Raw genomic sequence first — 17222 nt, 5'->3', positions numbered from 1 at the left:
TTTCGTCACTTCCCGAAGAGGGAGCCAAAGTTTAGATATCATGGCGTATGGACTAGCTTTCCATTGCCCCAAATGAGTTTCAGATATGGTTCACAAAGTACGGTTCGTGTTTCACGAACTGAATATCTGAAAGGATTGTTGAAACCATAGTTAACGACTTGACATATGATACTTAAAGTAACGATGTCCAAGTCTAGACTGTTGTATGAGTTGTCTAGACTTGGAAAGGATATCTATGCCGTTTAATCTATTAGGTTTATTTGATCATCCAATCGCTTCAAAAGAAACTTGATGTCATTAGATACCCCTTCAAGTTCCAAATTTACGATTTCCTTAAGATGGGTATTGAGCAATTTTAGCTGACCGCACCATAGCGCAAATAGAAACTCTAAAGAGGCTTCTCCTTGTGGGTTATCCCAATTTTGTAGGACAGAGACTATTATATCTGTCATTTGCCGACTGTAAATCTCATCGACGCCATAGTTAAGCTCAATAGGTCTAGCTGCTCGCAGCAAACAAGCTTGAATTACACCGTCGTTAAAGCGATCAAAACAGACTGGACTAATCAATGTTGAATGATATGTCGTAGCCAATCCATTGTCACTTTTACTCCTCAGGTCATGTAAGATAGCTTGGATAGTCCAATATACATCAGCTTGGCTAGATTCTTGTGTATCAAGTCCTAATCCAGCCCAAAAGGCAAAGGTTTCCCTCAATTTTAATGACTCACCGTTAGCTGATGTTAAAAATAAATCATTTGGAGAAACAGCGTCTAATATGTTCGTTCTTTCTGCCAATAAGTTAGGTAAGGGATCATGATGGTCTACATCTGATAACGGATCATCAGTATCACTAAAGGCGGAAAGGTATTCTTTTTCTATGTCCCAAACGGATTTGTGGCTTTCGTTGAATCTAGGCAGGCTGCAACTTCGTAGTACGACTAGTTCAAATCCTCCCAAGCATAGATCTTTTTCAAGCTGCTCGAATGCCGCTTGGCTAGGCAATTTTGAGAACCCTACAAAGTAAGTGATTGTAGCGAGATTTGAAATTCCACGAAGCTTTCTTGCCGTAGCTAATAATTTCCTTCCTGATGTAATTGCACCAGCAACTACAAATATTGAACTACGATCTTTTAGCTCCTCCTCATTTATTTCAGAAAACTTAACCCAGTCAATACTATTATCATTAATTTGATTTTCAATCTCTTTGGCCAATGCCAGAGAACCATCATCATCTAATGAAATAACCGTTTTAACATCTCTAGAAAAGTGTTTATTAAGTTTCTTTTTTATTGATTTTTTGAAACTTTCCGCACTGGAAATAAGCAATTTATTTATATCAATATAAAAATGTTCCTTTTCCCAATATTCATTAGGAGAAGTGTCAAATTTTAGTAAACCTTTAACTGCAAATTCCCTAAAGAAATTTTGACGCTTTAAATCAAAATCTACTTTTTTTATAACTAACAGTTCATGCTTAGGAGTCTCTGGGAGGAACTGTTCGCCTTCAATCCTAATAACTTTTGACCCTTGTTGACAGAACTTACAATGTTCTTGTGGGACCGAGATTATACCTTGATCAACAACATTCGAGATATTAAAAAGCCCTTTTTGTTCACTAGGAATATTTGAATAAAATAAAGTCAAGATATTTTCTTGTGAAAAAGCTGTATCTTTAAGCAAAGTGTTGGTTAAACCACCACTTGTAGTTGCAGATATAATAACCAAACTATCAGGACTTGTTACAAAGCCGTATGGTTGCTCAAATACCGAATATGATTCAAAGCTTTCTATTATTGGTTGTTTATTTTTAAACTGCTTTGATAACTGTATAGCAATACTAACTAAGAAAGAAATTGATGAAGTGTCAACATATATTCTTGAAATGTTTTTGGATAAGTAAGGAAGTAAGCTAATTGCTAAAAAAGCGACTTCCACACCAGATGTAAATAAGTTTGATGCACGAATAAACTTGTCACAATGATCTCCTGATGGCTTTTCAAAGTGATAACTAGGAGAAGAGGTTATAAGACCTTTTCTACTCTTGAATATGTGATTGGCACCCGTCGTTAACATCTCTTTTTTAAACTGAACCTCTTCACTCTTACCTATTTCATGAATACGGCCATCTTCACTAATTGATAGGAAATCTAACTTTTCACTTATATTACCAATAAATGATTCAAATTCAGATACAAACAATGCGTTTTCAATGATTTTAGTTTTGAACTCTTCTGTCAAATCATAGCCAAGAACTACAACATCACTGGGTACTAAGTTCAACATTACATCTTCTTTTATCTCTTTAATCATTGATGATGCATCAATATCAAAGTGACAAAATAATACCAATGTTTGCTTTGATGAATTAGCGTTCTTATTGAACCTAAACGAAAAATAACGACTCATAGTGAATTACCTTCCAATTCCGTTTTGTCAACAAGTGGTATTAAGATAGTGATTGATACGCCTGCAGCGTTTGCTTTCTGAGTTATATTGTTATTGCATTTTTGTCTTGAATCCCAATCCATAAACTCGTAACTGTCATTTTCTTGCTCAATAAATGGTTGATTAACAAAGTCGCGATATAAGGATAACCTATTACTCCTCACTCTCATAAAACCATTTAAGAGGGTAAGATTTGCCATTACTGCTGGTAATCCATTACCTTTAACTAGATTGTTGGAAGAAGTACTTCTAAATTTGAAGCATTTTTTTAATATTTCGTACTCATTTGAAATAGTAAGTTGCTCAAAAGAACCATCTTTAGGGTTATCAGCAAGCCAACGACCGCTATATCCTAAACCAGCATCTATGATGCTAATCTCAATAAATCGATTTGTTGATCTAGAAGTTTTTCCTAACGCTGATAAGTAATCTTGCAATACTTCGTTATTACTAATTGAGTTTGCTACCGCATCGTCAGATAAGTTAATACCATATGTATAAATAACTCTAGTTGCGGGTTTTAACCATATATTTCTATTTTTACCTCGGCTACCATGTTCATGCGTATTGACGAATAATTCATAAAATAAACGTCCTAGCTCGTTAGCATCCTCTTTTCCAAGTAGTTCGCTACCTCCCGCGACAATGGACGATTTCCTTACCATAGAGCTAATTATATTTGTAATCTGCTCTAGGCTTTGCGGTGCAGCATGCTGTGTTGTGGAAGATAGATAAAAATTTCTATCAAATCCTTTACTACTATGATCAACAAAAGAATACCAACAAAGTCGTCCATGGTTTTGACCGTAAGAGTGAGTTGATTGTTGTTCTATTGCTGCTTTAGCTAAACTGTTAACTTTTTTCCTCACGTCCATTTTTTGATCGAAATTTAAAGAGACTTTTTTTGCCATCATTGCAGCAGTAAACTTATGTGGATATTTAACTATATGTTCCAGCTGTTCTTCGACTTCCAAAGAACTAGGTTTAACAATCAGTTCTCGTTTCTCATTATTGCTAGCCCACGTATTTACTGCCTGAATTGCCGCAGCGTATCCTCCAAATGCGAAACCCTTTGAAGAGATCGGTAGTTCTAACTCGGGATTACTTTGTCCTTCACATATTTTGGATATGACATCCTCTATTTTTTCTATATTAAGTGAAGCAGGCAGTGTGATCATACTTAATTTCCTTTATCTTCATGAGTCTGACTAATTGAAAATCAGCATTAACAACTCATCATGCTAACCATGCATTGAAACGCATATTATATAGTATTTAGTTGTTTTTTGGATATAGCATTTCTTAAAATAGACATGTTGGAACAACATAAACTACCTCTGCATATCAGATTCATATTGAAGTTAGTTTCAGCTTTACAGTTCCAAAGAAAAGTGCTGGAGGGCTGCGGTATCGGGCGTTAGACTCTTTTGCCTTTACCCAAAATCTCTTTAAAAGCGGCTCGTTACAGCCGCTTTTATCTAGGTTTAGAAACTTTGTTAGTTATAGTTAGTTGACTCAGTAGCTATGATTTTTAGAACTTCCGCTGCAATTCGTACAGCCTTTATGCCAGCAGGTATATCGAGTTTATCGGAATACTGAATCCATACCTCGCCGTCTTTCGCAATACGTATCATGGCAAATGTATCATTGAGATATGCTTTGCTGACGCCTAATTGTTCATGAATGTCTTCCATACTAAAGCTCCTTCCTAGCCTAGATTTATTGCAATGGAGTACGGTGTATTACGGCGGTCTATACTGAGTTGCATTTTGTTTTCAGCTAGAAACTGCATAAGAAATATAAGCTTATCTTCCCGCTCTATTTCTTGGGTATCAACCTCGTATCCCAGAGCTTCCTTCACTGAGTAGAAGGACTCAACACTTGAGTAAATTTGATCAATAAACAACGGATAATCGAAGATCGTTTTAGAAGAGTCCCGCAGCAAAGCTGATCTGAGTCTATATACTGCTCTAATCTGTTCAATTGATATCCCACAAGTTAACAGATTGAAGAAGTCATAGTTATTTGTAAAATCAGCATGTTCAATGGATTCTAGAATCGCTTTAAGCTCAAAGTTTGCTAGTTTACGCATACTTCACCTCTACTGATGGAAATTTATTAACTGCTTCATTCAATTGCTGAATTTTCGCTTGTTTTCCGTATCGTCCGAAGGTGATATTGGGATGAGCATGACCTACAATCTCAGCCACTATGTGCTCAGGTGTATTAGCAATCTTTAACTCATCGATAAAAGTGTGTCGGAATGAGTAAGCCGTTGGTCGAGCATTGGGCTTCATCCCCATTGCGGTTTGCAGTTTCCCAAGGTTGGTACGGTATCTAAATGACCAATCTTTGTTTTCTCCGTGCGGCTTATAATCAAAAAGCTGTTTCTGTTTTTGTTCTCGGCGCTCTTGCACATAATCAAGAAAACCCTCTTTTATCAATTGATTATGCAAAGGGATAGTGCGGACAGCATTGGATGTTTTTAGCCGCTGTTCAGTGTCAGAATCGGAAATCGTGATGCATGAGACACCGTCAATTACTTGAATGTCATTAGTCGTTAACTGGCAAACTTCAGAAGGCCTACATCCTTGATAGACTTGTACTTTAGTTGTCCACTGAAACTGGACATCTTTTTTACGAAATTCGGAGCTAGAAAATAGCCTTTTAAGATCTTTCAACTGCCAGCGATCGCGTTGCTGGGATGCTTTTGTTCCACGGCTTTTTGGTGCTTTTATCGCTTTGAAGACATTTTTCTCAATGAGTTCAATTCGTTCACAGTAATCAAAGAACTGCTTATTGGCTGCAATGTATTCTTTTACTGTCTTTGCACTTAATCCTTTTTCAATTAAGCGATCTCTGTAAGTGTTGGCAGCTTTCGCAGATAAGCAGATCTCCTGTTTGGCTAGATAGTTCAAGAAGTTAGTACACCGTTGATTTAATTGAGTTAGAGTCAAAGGTGTTACTTGTTCCAGACGTTTACTACGAATAAAGTTATTTAACTCTGTGGTAAGTTCTTGTGCTCCAATCAAACGACTGTTTACGCTTTCTTCAGGAGCAGGAGCAGGAGCAGGAGCAGGAGCAGGAGCAGGAGCAGGCATTGCTCGGGTCTCTATACTCATTGACGTACATTTTGGCTGTGGGTTGTCTACATGCGGAAGATTAGAGCAGAACTGTTGGCGAATCTCCGCCACCTTTGTAGATAAGCTAATCTTAAAATCTGTATAAGGGATGTTTTCTGCTAAAGCTTGTTCATGTAGCGTGTGAATCGCGCTAGCAAGCTGAGCATTTCGTTTGGTAGCTAATCGACGATATTTAGTGAACAGAGAGAGACGAATCTCTCTCGGATAACCCAGAGAAGTTTGCAGAATAGCGGGAGTGGAAATACGTGTATAAAACACGTTATTGCTCAATTTAATCAAATACATATGTATCACCTACTTGTATTAGGTGACATTTGATCGTCTTAAAACGAGAAAAGCCCTTGATAAATCAAGGGCTTGAATGTGGCGGAGAGATAGGGATTTGAACCCTAGATACGCTATTAACGTATGCCGGTTTTCAAGACCGGTGCTTTCAACCACTCAGCCATCTCTCCGTTGTGGGCGGTATAATAAGGAGCATAGTCCGACTTGTAAAGTGCTGAATTATAATAGAAGTACTGTTTGCTTGTTTTATGATCACTGATGTGATGTTGGACAGTTTGAAAACGGAGTGAAAAAGGGACAAAAAGTACCAATTTATAGAGTTTTTACTTTATATTGGCGCACGTCAATAAAATGGTGTTTTATTGTTATCTTGCTGATATATAAGACATAACATGCTTTTAGGGTACATGTGTTCGCCCGAAAGTATTTGCAAGACTTTGTGAACTAATTCAAAATTAACTGGTATAGCCAGTTGTGCTTAGAATTCTTAAGGGTGTTTATGAAGGTCACAAATCTATTTAAAGACAAAGTTGATGCGATTTCTGCTCATCAATCCGAGTTTATGAATTGGATGTCTCCAACGTTACGCGATTATTGGAGTGACTTTTTGGGGAAAGCTCAAAATAGCTTTCTTTTCTCAAAAGTTCGTGATCACCAGCAGCCAGCCGTCAACGAAGAAGTTGCACCTCAACCTGCACCGATCGTAATGGCACCTGAGGCTCAAAAGCTTTATGACGAGTTAAGTGAAAAAATTGGCGAAGTTATTCACACTGGTGATTGGGTTCATGTGTCTCAAGAACGTATTAACCAATTTGGTGCGGTAACGGAAGACATGCAATGGATTCATACTGATCCAGAGCGTGCTTCAACTGAATCTCCATTTAAGACAACTATCGCTCATGGCTTTTTAACATTAGCATTGCTGCCTAAACTGACGGATTCAGTCGATCCAGACAAGCCAATGTTCCCAACAGCTAAAATGGTAGTTAACTTGGGTTTAAACCAAGTCCGTTTCCCTTACCCTGTCAAAGCAGGCAATAATGTTCGTGCAGTCAGCATGTTAACAAAAGTAACGCCAATCAAAAAAGGTTTGGAGATTGAGCGCGAAATTAAAGTGGAAATTGAAGGTATTCGTCGACCTGGTGCGGTTGTGGTCTCTGTAATTCAACTGCATTTCTAATTCCGAAACCGGATAGAACACGACATAGTAAAAGAGAGCATCAGGGTGCTCTCTTTTTCATTTTTACTGATTAAAGTTTTTTACTGGCGTATAACCGTAATCTGCAATCGCTTTTTGTCCCTGCTCTGAACGAAGGAAAGCGATAAAACCTTTACCTGCATCGCTAATCTTATCTACTTTGTATAGCACTAGGAATGGTCGCGCCAACTTGTACTTATGATTGCTAATGTTTGTCGAGGTTGGGTCAATACCATCTAACTGAATCGCCTTGATCGAGCGATCTACTGACCCTACAGAGATAAAACCAATGGCGCGAGTGTTATGGTTAACAATGGTTTTTACCATGCTGTTGCTGTTTACAACCAAGTTGTTTGGGCTGATATCCGAGACAAGGCGATCATTAACGATTTTGGTCAGTCCCAGCAAGCTTTCGAAGCTGTAACGTGAACCTGAAGACGCTTCTCTAGTAACCACCGCGATAGGCTGATCTGCGCCCCCGACCTCTTTCCAATTCTTAATCTTACCTTTGTAAATATCAAACAGCTGTTGCTGAGAAAGGTTTTCTACAGAGTTGGTACGGTTTACAACAACAGCGAGGCCATCATAAGCGATAGGGTATACATTGAGATCTTCACCTTTTTCGCTTTCAGTCAGATAGCGAGAGCTCATGCCTATTTCGGCTACTCCTTTATTGACCATGGTGATACCAGCACTCGAACCAATGCCCTGAACAGCAACGTAATCGTCTGGGTGTGTTTTGTTGTATTCCTCAGCAAGTACATCCATCACACGAGCAACCGACGTTGAACCCGAGATGTTGATTTCTTTTGCAATGGTAGGGAGGGAGACTGCTATGGCCAATAACGTCGCCACAGTAAAACGTAACATATTAAACTCCATATACGGGATAAAGCAGAGTTTATGATATTGCGTTCAGGTTACACTTTTGTGAACTGTTAGCGCTAAACAGGGGATTTGTTTCTAGTCAAGAGGTGATGGAGCTAGCGTTTCCAAGTGGACTGAGATGATAATCTGGGCAAATGATAATATAGCTATCTTATACTTGAGTTAGGTAGATAACTACCATCGGTGATGATGTAAAGGTTATATACTAGGATCGACAGCTCTAACTATCATCCATCGGGAGAACGTTGATGTCAGTGTCCCAAATGGCGACAAGTCGTTTATACAAATCAGTTCAATCGCTCTGCTCTGCGCGTAATGCTAACTTGCCTGTCGAACAGGGCAAGTGCCTCTATGAGCTAGTAGAAAATGGCGTTGAGCTTCATCGGGCGCATTTTCTCCTCGACTCCCAGCATAGCGAGTATACTTCTCCCGTCGCGAAGATCATGTTTGATGAGGAAAACCAACTTTGGTATTTCTATGTTCCCACATATCACAACGAGCTGTTAAGGTGGGTGCCTTATAAGCCACTTCCATTTAGCCGAATGCTTGAGGACTTACTCAACGAGTTGGAGCGCGATCCTCAAGCGTGTTTTTGGGAATAGGGCGAGCCCAACGGATGCGAATGCCGACATGATTTATACTTTAGGCCTAACAACTTGGTTTCTAAAGTCTTTGGGGGTCATGTTGTAAACGGATTTAAATGCTGTACTGAAATGCGCTGCACTTTTAAAACCAGACTCAAACGCTATTTCTGTTATTGATTTTTCTGACTTGCGCAGTTGGGTTGCTGCGAAGTTTATCCGTTTCACCTTTAATATCTGAGAAAACGAAAGATCATCTGCGGCGAGGCGACGTTTTAAGGTTGCGATGGACATGCTCATATGAGCCGCTAAGCCTTCTAGCGTGATGTCTTTTTCAATATTACCCTCAATGTACTTAATGGCTTTTTGAGAGTCGCTCAGGCTACTTGCATCATCTATGATAGATAGGATGTTTGGCTCTACCTCAACCATCAACGACAGCAATGCCATTGCGATATGGCTTTGTGTGTAGTCTGGAGCATTGCGACTCGCTAACTTAACCAACATGTCCTTCAATTGTGCTACTTCGCTACTGGATTGCGTTGAAAAAGGATAGAAGCGCCTTTCTTCCGTTTTGGAACGTAGCATCGGGTGCGCTTTCTTAAAGTCACAGAATATATTTGGATTGAAGACTAAAGCCAGTGCTTTAAAGCCTCCGTCACTAGAGACGGCTTCTGCACTGCTCAGATCTGCGGAGTTATAGAGTGTGAAATCTCCGGCTTTAAGTTCAAATTGCTCGCCATTAGGTTGATGAACTAATAGGGCACCTTCTTCAACAATATATAACCCATTATGTGTTGCAGTGTAACGCTCACTTTTGCGCGCAGTGAAGTGATTAAAGCGAATGATCTCAATGTTCGGCATACTCTTTCTTATCGTTTTACATAACAAATAAAAAAGGCGCTCAATAGAGCGCCTTTTAACTTCATTCGGTATTACTCACTTACAGTCTGTTCTGTTTGTGCTGCTGGTTGTTCAGCGAATACCTGGGTTGGCTTTGCAACTAAACTGCGGTTTTCTTGGTTTACGTCCGTAAGGACAATTTCCAATGTATCCCCAAGTTTGTATACGACCTCTTTATCGATAGAGATGGTACCGTTGTCGCCATTGCACTCAATTCTTTCTTTATTATCAATAATTAGTGCACCAGGAATAAAGGCTGCTGCGCCATTTTCGAGAAGTCGGACACGTGCGCCTGCACGATTAATATCGAAAATCTCACCTGTGAAACAAGTTTTCTTACTCGGCTCATCAGCAAGCGTGCGTGCATATAGCCAATCTGAGACATTTCGCTCAGCGATTTTATGATGTTTACGATGTAGAGCTAGCTCTTCGCCTACTTGGTCATCTGGTTTTTGTACGGGTTCTTTACCAAGGATGACGGCCTTCAACATACGGTGGTTGATCATATCACCGTATTTACGAATTGGTGATGTCCAAGTTGCATAGATGTCTAAACCCATTGCGTAATGAGGCAGAGGCTGATTACCCACCTCACTGTATGCTTGGAACTTACGAATGCGGTTATCTAGATAAGACGTTTCTTGAGCTGCCAACCAGCGGCGCAACGCAGCAAAGCCTTCTAGCGTAGCAATAGACTCCGCTGTGAACTCCAACTGGCCTTCTGGATTGACAAGTTGAACCACTTCTTCAATCTTCTCGTTCTTGATACCTGCATGCGTATTGAAGACACCTGTTTCAAATTTATCGCGTAATGTACGACCTGCACAGATGTTTGCGGTAATCATGGATTCTTCAACAAGACGGTTTGCACTGCGGCGCATGTCTGCGTGGATAGCGATTACATCGTTATCTTCACTGAGCTCAAAACGGTAGTCAGGACGATCAGGGAAGACCACTGCGTTTTTCTCACGCCATTCAGCGCGAGCAAGAGAGAACTCATAAAGATCACGAACGATGGTCGCGATCTCTTCAGATGGCGTCCATGCTTCAGAGCTGCCGTTTTCTAACCAATCAGACACGTGATCGTATGCTAGGCGTGCATGTGATTTGATGTTTGCTGCGAAGAATTTAATATCGTCGCCAATCACACCATCTTTACTTACCGTTACGGTACAGCAAATAGCAGGGCGGGTTTCACCTTCAATCAGAGAGCATAGGTTGTCCGCTAAATCACGAGGTAACATCGGGATGTTGCGGCCTGGAAGATAAATAGTATAGCCACGCTCACGTGCTACTTTATCCATTTCATCTTCAGGTGTGATGTAGGCGGTTGGGTCCGCAATAGCGATGGTGAGTTCGAAATCGCCAGATACGGTTTTCTTCGCGTACAGCGCATCGTCCATATCTTTAGTCGATTCACCGTCGATAGTGACGAATGGAACATGAGTCATGTCTACGCGTTCTAGCTCCGCGTCGTCTTTCAGTTCCCAGTTATCGATGCCTGCTGGCTCAGAGTTTGGTAGATCGTTTTGAGCAAGCGTTACCCACCAAGGCGCAATTTTATCATTCGCGTCAGTGATTTTTTCAGAAATTTCTACGAAGAAAGAATTATCGCCTTTTAGAGGGTGGCGAATAAGATGTGCGACAACCCAATCACCTTCGGCGAACTCGTCAGGTTTTAGACCTTTCTTTAGTTTCGCTTTAAGAGATAGCTTTTTAAGCTGTGGGTGATCAGGTGCTACGTTGAGCTTGCCTTTGAACATTTTTACTCGACCAATAAAGCGAGTCACGGCTTGTTCCAGCAGCTCTTGTGGCTCTGCAACTTCGCGTTCATTTTCGGTGCGGATAATGGCGATGACTTTGTCACCGTGCATGCACTTTTTCATGTACGCAGGCGGGATGAAGAAGCTCGTCTTACTGTCCACTTCCAAAAAGCCAAAGCCTTTATCTGTGGCTTTTATTGAGCCTTCTTTTTTAGGCAGGTTTTCTTGGATTTGCTGCTTAAGCTGAGCGAGTAGTGGGTTATCTTGAAACATCTTTTCTTAAATTACCTATGGAGTTGGGCACACTATAATCATTGCGAGCTATTATTACTACCTGTGGAGCGTAATTTCGCCGTGAATTTTGCCAATTTAACCACGAGAAATTGGCTTAAATATTGATGAAATTCTCATCTGTGAGTTACGCGAATCTACGGGGAATGGTAGGGTTGGTGGAAAAATATGCTAAAAATACCATTGTTGAGAATAAATTGTGATGTAATTCAATTTTTTCTGGATTTTTTTATGCTTTTAAGGAATAATCCGCCTCCCTTAGTCGTCCCTAATGGCTTATCGCGGTTGTGTACTGTGCTGTGTTCCCGTCTGAATGGAATCAGTATCTGGATGGATCAGTATCGAATTGGAAGAGCATATGGGACTGTTTTTTTGTTTAATTAAGTAGGATCCCAATGCAAGATTCTGTTATTCAATTCAGTGATTTATCTCTGAATGATTCTATCCTTTCTGCTCTAGACGGAATGGGTTTCGTGTCACCAACTCCAATTCAGGCTGCGGCAATCCCACACCTATTGGAAGGTGCTGACGCGCTGGGTAAAGCTCAAACAGGTACAGGTAAAACAGCAGCGTTCTCTCTGCCTCTTCTCAACAAACTCGATCTAAACCAACGCAAACCGCAAGCGATTGTACTTGCTCCGACTCGTGAGCTGGCAATTCAGGTTGCAGCGGAAATGAAAAACCTTGGTAAAAACATCAAAGGTTTGAAAGTTCTAGAGATTTACGGTGGCGCATCTATTGTCGACCAAATGCGTGCTCTTAAAAGTGGCGCTCATGTAGTTGTTGGTACTCCAGGCCGTGTTCAAGATCTTATCAATCGCGAACGTCTACACCTAGACGAAGTTAGTACTTTCGTTCTTGATGAAGCAGACGAAATGCTAAACATGGGTTTCGTAGATGATGTAACTGCGATCATGGAGCACGCTCCAGAGTCAGCACAACGCGTTCTGTTTTCTGCAACTATGCCTCCAATGCTGAAGAAGATCGTTGAACGTTTCCTTCGTGACCCTGTAACGGTTGACGTTGCTGGTAAAAACCACACTGTAGACAAAGTTCAACAACAGTTCTGGGTAGTGAAAGGTGTAGAGAAAGATGAAGCGATGTCTCGTCTTCTTGAAACTGAAGAAACTGACGCGTCAATCGTATTCGTACGTACTCGTCAAGATACTGAGCGTCTGGCTGACTGGCTATCTGCACGTGGCTTCAAAGCAGCTGCACTGCACGGTGACATTCCTCAGTCTCTACGTGAACGTACTGTTGATCACATCAAACAAGGTGTTATTGACATCCTAGTTGCAACTGATGTTGTAGCTCGTGGTCTTGACGTTCCACGTATTACGCACGTATTTAACTACGACATCCCATTTGATGTTGAGTCATACATCCACCGTATCGGTCGTACTGGCCGTGCTGGACGTAAAGGTAAAGCGATCCTTCTAGTTCGCACTAACCAAATTCGTATGCTTCGCACTATCGAGCGTGTAACTAAGTCATCTATGGAAGAAATCCAACTTCCTCTACGTGACCAAGTTGCTGAAGCTCGTCTAGCTAAGCTAGGCGCTGAGCTTGAAGCAGAGAAAGAGCACAAAGCACTAGACAAATTTGCTGAGTTGGTAGAGAAACTACAAACTTCTCTAGACATCGACCCTGCAACACTTGCTGCTATGCTTCTTAAGCGTCAGCAAGGCAAACGTCCTCTGTTCTATATTGGCGAAGACCCAATGGTTGAAGCAATTGAGCGTGACAAGCAACGTCGTAAAGAGCGCCGTGAAGGTGGTCGCGACGGCGGTCGTAACTTCAACAACCAAGACTGGGATACTTACCAGCTTCAAGTTGGTCGTGAGCAAGGCGTTCAAGTTAAAGACATCGTTGGCGCTCTAGCAAACGAACTAGGTCTAGGTAAAGGTTCTATCGGTGCGATCAAACTAGCTCAAGGTCACACATTCGTACAGCTACCTAAAGCAATGACTTCAGACGCGGCGAACAAGCTAAGCAAACTACGTATCCGTCAACAAGATGTTGGTGCTGTAGTATGTGACTTCGATGATTTCCGCGAGTCTCGTGGTGGTCGCCGTGACGGTGGTCGTCGCGATGGTGGTCGTCGTGATGGCGGTGGTTACCGTGGCAACCGCGAAGGCGGCAATCGTGGTGGTGATCGTCGTGAAGGCGGTCGTCGCGAAGGTGGTTTCCGTGGTAACCGTGACGGCAACCGCGATGGTAATCGTGAAGGTGGCGAACGTCGTTTCGATCGCAACCGTGGTGGTGATCACCGTGGTGCACATCGTGGTGAACGTGGTCACGGTCGTGGCCGTCGTACAGACGCATAATCACGAGTGATTAAAGCGACGGTTTAAGTTGCTACAAAAAGAATTGAAAGCCGAGCAAAGCGCTCGGCTTTTTTATGCGCGTCTAATACGGTTTTGCTTTTCATCGTGTTTGTTTACCCAACTTATTACTTCGTCTAAGGGCAGGGCAGAACAAGTAACCCTGAATGATGTCACAGCCTCGACTTCTCAAAAATGCAGTGTGTCCATGTCTTGAACGCCTTCTGCTACGACCGAATACCCTAATCCATGTGCTAGCGCAATCGTGTTCTCAACGATAGAGCGGGAGCCTTCAGTGCGGCTTGCTGTGAAAAGAAATTAACCAGCTTACCTTGAAACGTATTATCAATCTTTCGACGTTTTTGAGGTTATCTCATAATTTGAATCAGTCATTGGCCTTCAGGTTGTGTCATGTCTTCGATAGACTCAAAGTAGTATTTACGATAAGGGAGCCCAGTAAGAGCGTCATGGACGGCATTGCGCTTCTCTCTTTCAGCAACAGTATGAAGCTTTAATATCGAATCGTTGCTCCACTTAATCACCAGCACGACAAAGATACTGCCGCCAAAAAGTATAAGAGAAACCCCCGTTTCTAAGAGAGAAGTAATAGGTTTTTGCATGATAGCGTGCAAAAAAACGGCATAAGCAAAAATGAAACAGCTGATTAACAATAATAGGAAAGTCCACCCGGTTACGTCAGTTTTCGAGCAGATGTTTTTTGTCATCTGCCATCCCCAGCAGAGCAAAATCAAACCTAAGATCACTAATAGAAATGCAATAGTGGGCACATTATTACCCCGATTTATTGATTGGTTTGTTATTTTTGTTCACCCAATAAACAACGTAGCTTATAAATCTGACTTTGTACAAATTGACCTATTCATAAATTATGTTTAACAAGTGATATTTTTTAGTCTTCAAATAAAATCAAAACTTGCTACAGATCAACAAAATTTGTTCAATCAAATCGCTTTTACTAAAAGATTGTTGAAAGATTAAAAAATTATTGAATAATAGAGGGGCAAACAAGAAGTACGCAGCGCACAAGCGCTATTACAACCTCTGCTCTACAACAGGATAACTATTTCATGTCTAATTCGTTTGTACTGGTGATCAACTCTGGTAGCTCTTCATTAAAATTTGCTGTTATTGATTCTGAAACCGGTGAAGCTTTGGTATCAGGTATTGGTGAGTGTTTTGGCCTACCTGAAGCTGAAATCAGTTGGAAATATCAGGGAGAAAAAACCGTTGAAGCAATTCCAGCTGGCGGTAACCATCATCAGTACGCTGTTGAGCGAGTGGTAAAACTACTCGAAACTCTAGGTTTGAGCTCAAAATTTGTCGCTGTAGGCCATCGCATTGTCGCAGGCGGTGAAACCTTTAAAGGAACTGTGAAAGTTGATGAAACAGTTATTCAAGAAGTAGAGCGCCTTGCTGAACTTGCACCACTTCATAACAAAGCGAACGCTGAAGGCATGAGAGCGGCAATGGCGGCGTTCCCTTCACTGCCTCAATTTGCTGTATTCGACACTGCTTTCCACCAAACAATGCCAGCCAAAGCCTTTATGTACGCACTTCCTTACGAGCTTTACGAAGAGCATAAAGTGCGTCGTTACGGTGCTCATGGCACAAGCCACTACTACGTAAGCCGTGAAGCAGCGAAAATGCTAGATAAGCCGGTTGAAGAAAGCAGCTTTATCACTGTGCACTTAGGTAACGGTGCATCAGTGAGTGCGGTTAAAAATGGCGAATGTGTTGATACAAGTATGGGTTTGACGCCGTTAGCTGGCCTAATGATGGGCACTCGCTGTGGTGACCTCGACCCAAGTGTTATCGAGTTCCTTTTCCGTAAAGGCTGGGAAAAAGACGAAGTGTTCGAGATGATGAACAAGAAGTCAGGTTTCTTAGGTGTATCTGGTGTGACAAGTGATGCTCGTGGCGTACTAGAAGCAATGGAAGCGGGGAATTCACGTGCGAAGTTGGCATTTGAGATCTTCACTTACCGCGTTGCGAAATACATTACATCCTACCTCGCGGCTCTGGATTCATTAGACGGCATCATCTTCACTGGTGGTATTGGTGAAAACTCACTACCAATTCGTCGTGAAATCTTGAAAAACCTAAAACTGTTAGGTTTTGTTGAAGATCAGAAAGGTAACGAAGATGCAAGATTTGGTAACGCAGGTGTTATTGCAACATCTGAGTTGTTAGGTGCCAAAGCTCTTGTTATTCCTACTAACGAGGAATTTGTGATAGCCAAACAATCGGTTGAGCTATTGTAATATATAACGAAAACAGAAAGTTAAAAGCGAGCCTCGTGCTCGCTTTTTTTACTTAAAGCAATTTGACAATTACTCTTTGGGTTTCAGAGCTTCGCGCTTTTCGATTAAAAAATCCATCAAGACGCGGATTTTTTTCGGCATATGCTCTCGTGAAGGTATATACAAATAAAACCCTGGAAACTCTTTGCACCAAGGTGTCAGAACTCGGGTCAATCTTCCCTCATTTATGTGCTTTTCCACCCATAAATCAATATGGCTCACTAAACCCACACCCTGTATTGCAGCTTGTAACATACTATAGTCATCATTAAAAATAGCATTGCCTTTAGGCTCGAAAACGAGGGTGCGCTTTGCAACATCTGGAGAGGTTAGCGACCAATGATCAATTGTTCCGCTAGAGGTAAAACGATAAGCAAGGCAATTGTGATCTTCTAAATCCTCAGGAGTTTGAGGTAGTCCATTTTGCCTAAAGTATTCAGGAGAGCTCACTATTGCCGTTGTTAACGGCGGAGTAATAGGGATCGCAACCATATGTTCATCTAAGCTTAATCCTAAGCGAATGCCAGCGTCAACGCCTTCTGCGACGATGTTAGAAAACCCATCATCCATGATTAGCTCTAGGCGTATTTTAGGATAACGAGAGAGGAACTCACCTAGATAGGGCTCAATAAGCAGCCGAGCAGCGGTTCTTGATACACTGATACGGATTAATCCCGAAGGCTCAAGATGAGAGTCGTTCAATTCGTTAACGACCTGCTCAATGTTCACCAATGAAGGTTGCAAAATATCAAGCAGACGTTGGCCTTCTTCCGTCAGCGACATACTTCTGGTGGTTCGATTAATTAACCGAACTTGTAGCTGTTGTTCTAACGCTTTTAGGTGTTGTGATAAGGCAGCACGGGTTACCCCCATTTCTAAGGCTGCTTTAGTGAAACTGCGATGGCGAGCAATATGTGCAAACCACGTCAGTGATGAAATTAAAGAAGGTTCTATTCTCATTTGTTAAGTATAACTAAACAGTCATGTAGATAAAACGATATTTATCCGAAACAGTGTGTTGACTAATATTACATCGAAGCTTAGGTCAGCCTGAGATGAACAGTTAACCTCTAATGGA

General features: G+C 41.4%; 13 protein-coding genes, 1 tRNA gene and 2 pseudogenes. 4 read left to right on the top strand and 12 right to left on the bottom strand.

What is annotated here, in order from left to right; genetic code table 11:
* Positions 1 to 242: 242 nt before the first annotated feature.
* The 6 genes from R8269_RS04670 to R8269_RS04645 form a co-directional block, all read right to left on the bottom strand.
* Positions 243 to 2408, bottom strand: coding sequence for a hypothetical protein (locus tag R8269_RS04670; RefSeq protein ID WP_285437710.1), 2166 nt, complete (start codon positions 2406 to 2408; stop codon positions 243 to 245).
* Complete coding sequence (locus R8269_RS04665) at positions 2405 to 3625, bottom strand: hypothetical protein (protein ID WP_069489847.1); 1221 nt, start codon at positions 3623 to 3625, stop codon at positions 2405 to 2407. The genes R8269_RS04670 and R8269_RS04665 overlap by 4 nt, the downstream gene beginning before the upstream one ends.
* Positions 3626 to 3943: 318 nt before the next feature.
* Positions 3944 to 4141 (bottom strand): hypothetical protein, encoded by a 198-nt coding sequence (locus R8269_RS04660; protein ID WP_269665036.1) that lies wholly within the window; start codon positions 4139 to 4141, stop codon positions 3944 to 3946.
* 14 nt (positions 4142 to 4155) lie between these two features.
* Positions 4156 to 4539 carry a hypothetical protein gene (locus R8269_RS04655; RefSeq protein WP_025500925.1) on the bottom strand — a complete coding sequence of 128 codons (384 nt, stop codon included), beginning with the start codon at positions 4537 to 4539 and terminating at the stop codon, positions 4156 to 4158.
* On the bottom strand, positions 4532 to 5875 hold the full coding sequence (locus tag R8269_RS04650; RefSeq protein WP_269665035.1) for a tyrosine-type recombinase/integrase: 1344 nt from the start codon (positions 5873 to 5875) through the stop codon (positions 4532 to 4534). The genes R8269_RS04655 and R8269_RS04650 overlap by 8 nt, the downstream gene beginning before the upstream one ends.
* A gap of 79 nt (positions 5876 to 5954) precedes the next feature.
* Positions 5955 to 6045: transfer RNA gene (locus R8269_RS04645), tRNA-Ser, on the bottom strand.
* A 329-nt stretch (positions 6046 to 6374) separates the two neighbouring features.
* On the opposite strand from R8269_RS04645, the gene R8269_RS04640 reads away from it, so the two are divergent.
* Positions 6375 to 7055, top strand: coding sequence for a MaoC family dehydratase (locus R8269_RS04640; protein WP_213968324.1), 681 nt, complete (start codon positions 6375 to 6377; stop codon positions 7053 to 7055).
* A 63-nt stretch (positions 7056 to 7118) separates the two neighbouring features.
* On the opposite strand, the gene R8269_RS04635 is transcribed toward R8269_RS04640, so the two are convergent.
* On the bottom strand, positions 7119 to 7943 hold the full coding sequence (locus R8269_RS04635; protein ID WP_017635752.1) for a phosphate ABC transporter substrate-binding protein: 825 nt from the start codon (positions 7941 to 7943) through the stop codon (positions 7119 to 7121).
* 266 nt (positions 7944 to 8209) lie between these two features.
* Between R8269_RS04635 and R8269_RS04630 the strand changes: the two genes are divergently transcribed.
* Positions 8210 to 8563 (top strand): DUF3024 domain-containing protein, encoded by a 354-nt coding sequence (locus R8269_RS04630; RefSeq protein WP_017821084.1) that lies wholly within the window; start codon positions 8210 to 8212, stop codon positions 8561 to 8563.
* Between the two features lie 33 nt (positions 8564 to 8596).
* Here R8269_RS04630 and R8269_RS04625 read toward each other — a convergent pair whose 3' ends face one another.
* Positions 8597 to 9406 (bottom strand): helix-turn-helix transcriptional regulator, encoded by an 810-nt coding sequence (locus R8269_RS04625; RefSeq protein ID WP_017635750.1) that lies wholly within the window; start codon positions 9404 to 9406, stop codon positions 8597 to 8599.
* 71 nt (positions 9407 to 9477) lie between these two features.
* Positions 9478 to 11481 (bottom strand): exoribonuclease II, encoded by a 2004-nt coding sequence (gene rnb / locus R8269_RS04620; protein WP_215810431.1) that lies wholly within the window; start codon positions 11479 to 11481, stop codon positions 9478 to 9480.
* 413 nt (positions 11482 to 11894) lie between these two features.
* Here rnb and R8269_RS04615 point away from each other — a divergent pair, with 413 nt between their 5' ends.
* A complete protein-coding gene (locus tag R8269_RS04615) occupies positions 11895 to 13826 on the top strand; it encodes a DEAD/DEAH box helicase (RefSeq protein ID WP_005375680.1) in 1932 nt (643 codons plus the stop codon).
* Between the two features lie 72 nt (positions 13827 to 13898).
* Here R8269_RS04615 and R8269_RS26685 read toward each other — a convergent pair.
* Both R8269_RS26685 and R8269_RS26680 read right to left on the bottom strand, forming a co-directional pair.
* Positions 13899 to 14141 (bottom strand): annotated as a pseudogene (locus R8269_RS26685) (EAL domain-containing protein); the annotation flags it as partial.
* 86 nt (positions 14142 to 14227) lie between these two features.
* A pseudogene (locus R8269_RS26680) lies at positions 14228 to 14548 on the bottom strand (GGDEF domain-containing protein); the annotation flags it as partial.
* Positions 14549 to 14911: 363 nt separating this feature from the next.
* On the opposite strand from R8269_RS26680, the gene R8269_RS04605 reads away from it, so the two are divergent.
* Positions 14912 to 16105, top strand: coding sequence for an acetate/propionate family kinase (locus tag R8269_RS04605; RefSeq protein ID WP_017821080.1), 1194 nt, complete (start codon positions 14912 to 14914; stop codon positions 16103 to 16105).
* A 69-nt stretch (positions 16106 to 16174) separates the two neighbouring features.
* Here the strand turns inward: R8269_RS04605 and R8269_RS04600 are convergent, their stop codons facing one another.
* Positions 16175 to 17104, bottom strand: coding sequence for a LysR family transcriptional regulator (locus R8269_RS04600; protein ID WP_215810430.1), 930 nt, complete (start codon positions 17102 to 17104; stop codon positions 16175 to 16177).
* Positions 17105 to 17222 lie beyond the last annotated feature (118 nt).

It is taken from the genome of Vibrio sp. Vb0667 (assembly GCF_033391095.1).
The sequence above is the reverse complement of the archived record's forward strand: the minus strand, read 5'-3'. Positions and strand labels throughout refer to the sequence as shown.

Coding starts and splice junctions, on each gene's coding strand:
- R8269_RS04670 (WP_285437710.1), bottom strand. CDS start 2,408: ATGAGTCGTTATTTTTCGTTTAGGTTCAATAAGAACGCTAATTCATCA.
- R8269_RS04665 (WP_069489847.1), bottom strand. CDS start 3,625: ATGATCACACTGCCTGCTTCACTTAATATAGAAAAAATAGAGGATGTC.
- R8269_RS04660 (WP_269665036.1), bottom strand. CDS start 4,141: ATGGAAGACATTCATGAACAATTAGGCGTCAGCAAAGCATATCTCAAT.
- R8269_RS04655 (WP_025500925.1), bottom strand. CDS start 4,539: ATGCGTAAACTAGCAAACTTTGAGCTTAAAGCGATTCTAGAATCCATT.
- R8269_RS04650 (WP_269665035.1), bottom strand. CDS start 5,875: ATGTATTTGATTAAATTGAGCAATAACGTGTTTTATACACGTATTTCC.
- R8269_RS04640 (WP_213968324.1), top strand. CDS start 6,375: ATGAAGGTCACAAATCTATTTAAAGACAAAGTTGATGCGATTTCTGCT.
- R8269_RS04635 (WP_017635752.1), bottom strand. CDS start 7,943: ATGTTACGTTTTACTGTGGCGACGTTATTGGCCATAGCAGTCTCCCTC.
- R8269_RS04630 (WP_017821084.1), top strand. CDS start 8,210: ATGTCAGTGTCCCAAATGGCGACAAGTCGTTTATACAAATCAGTTCAA.
- R8269_RS04625 (WP_017635750.1), bottom strand. CDS start 9,406: ATGCCGAACATTGAGATCATTCGCTTTAATCACTTCACTGCGCGCAAA.
- rnb (WP_215810431.1), bottom strand. CDS start 11,481: ATGTTTCAAGATAACCCACTACTCGCTCAGCTTAAGCAGCAAATCCAA.
- R8269_RS04615 (WP_005375680.1), top strand. CDS start 11,895: ATGCAAGATTCTGTTATTCAATTCAGTGATTTATCTCTGAATGATTCT.
- R8269_RS04605 (WP_017821080.1), top strand. CDS start 14,912: ATGTCTAATTCGTTTGTACTGGTGATCAACTCTGGTAGCTCTTCATTA.
- R8269_RS04600 (WP_215810430.1), bottom strand. CDS start 17,104: ATGAGAATAGAACCTTCTTTAATTTCATCACTGACGTGGTTTGCACAT.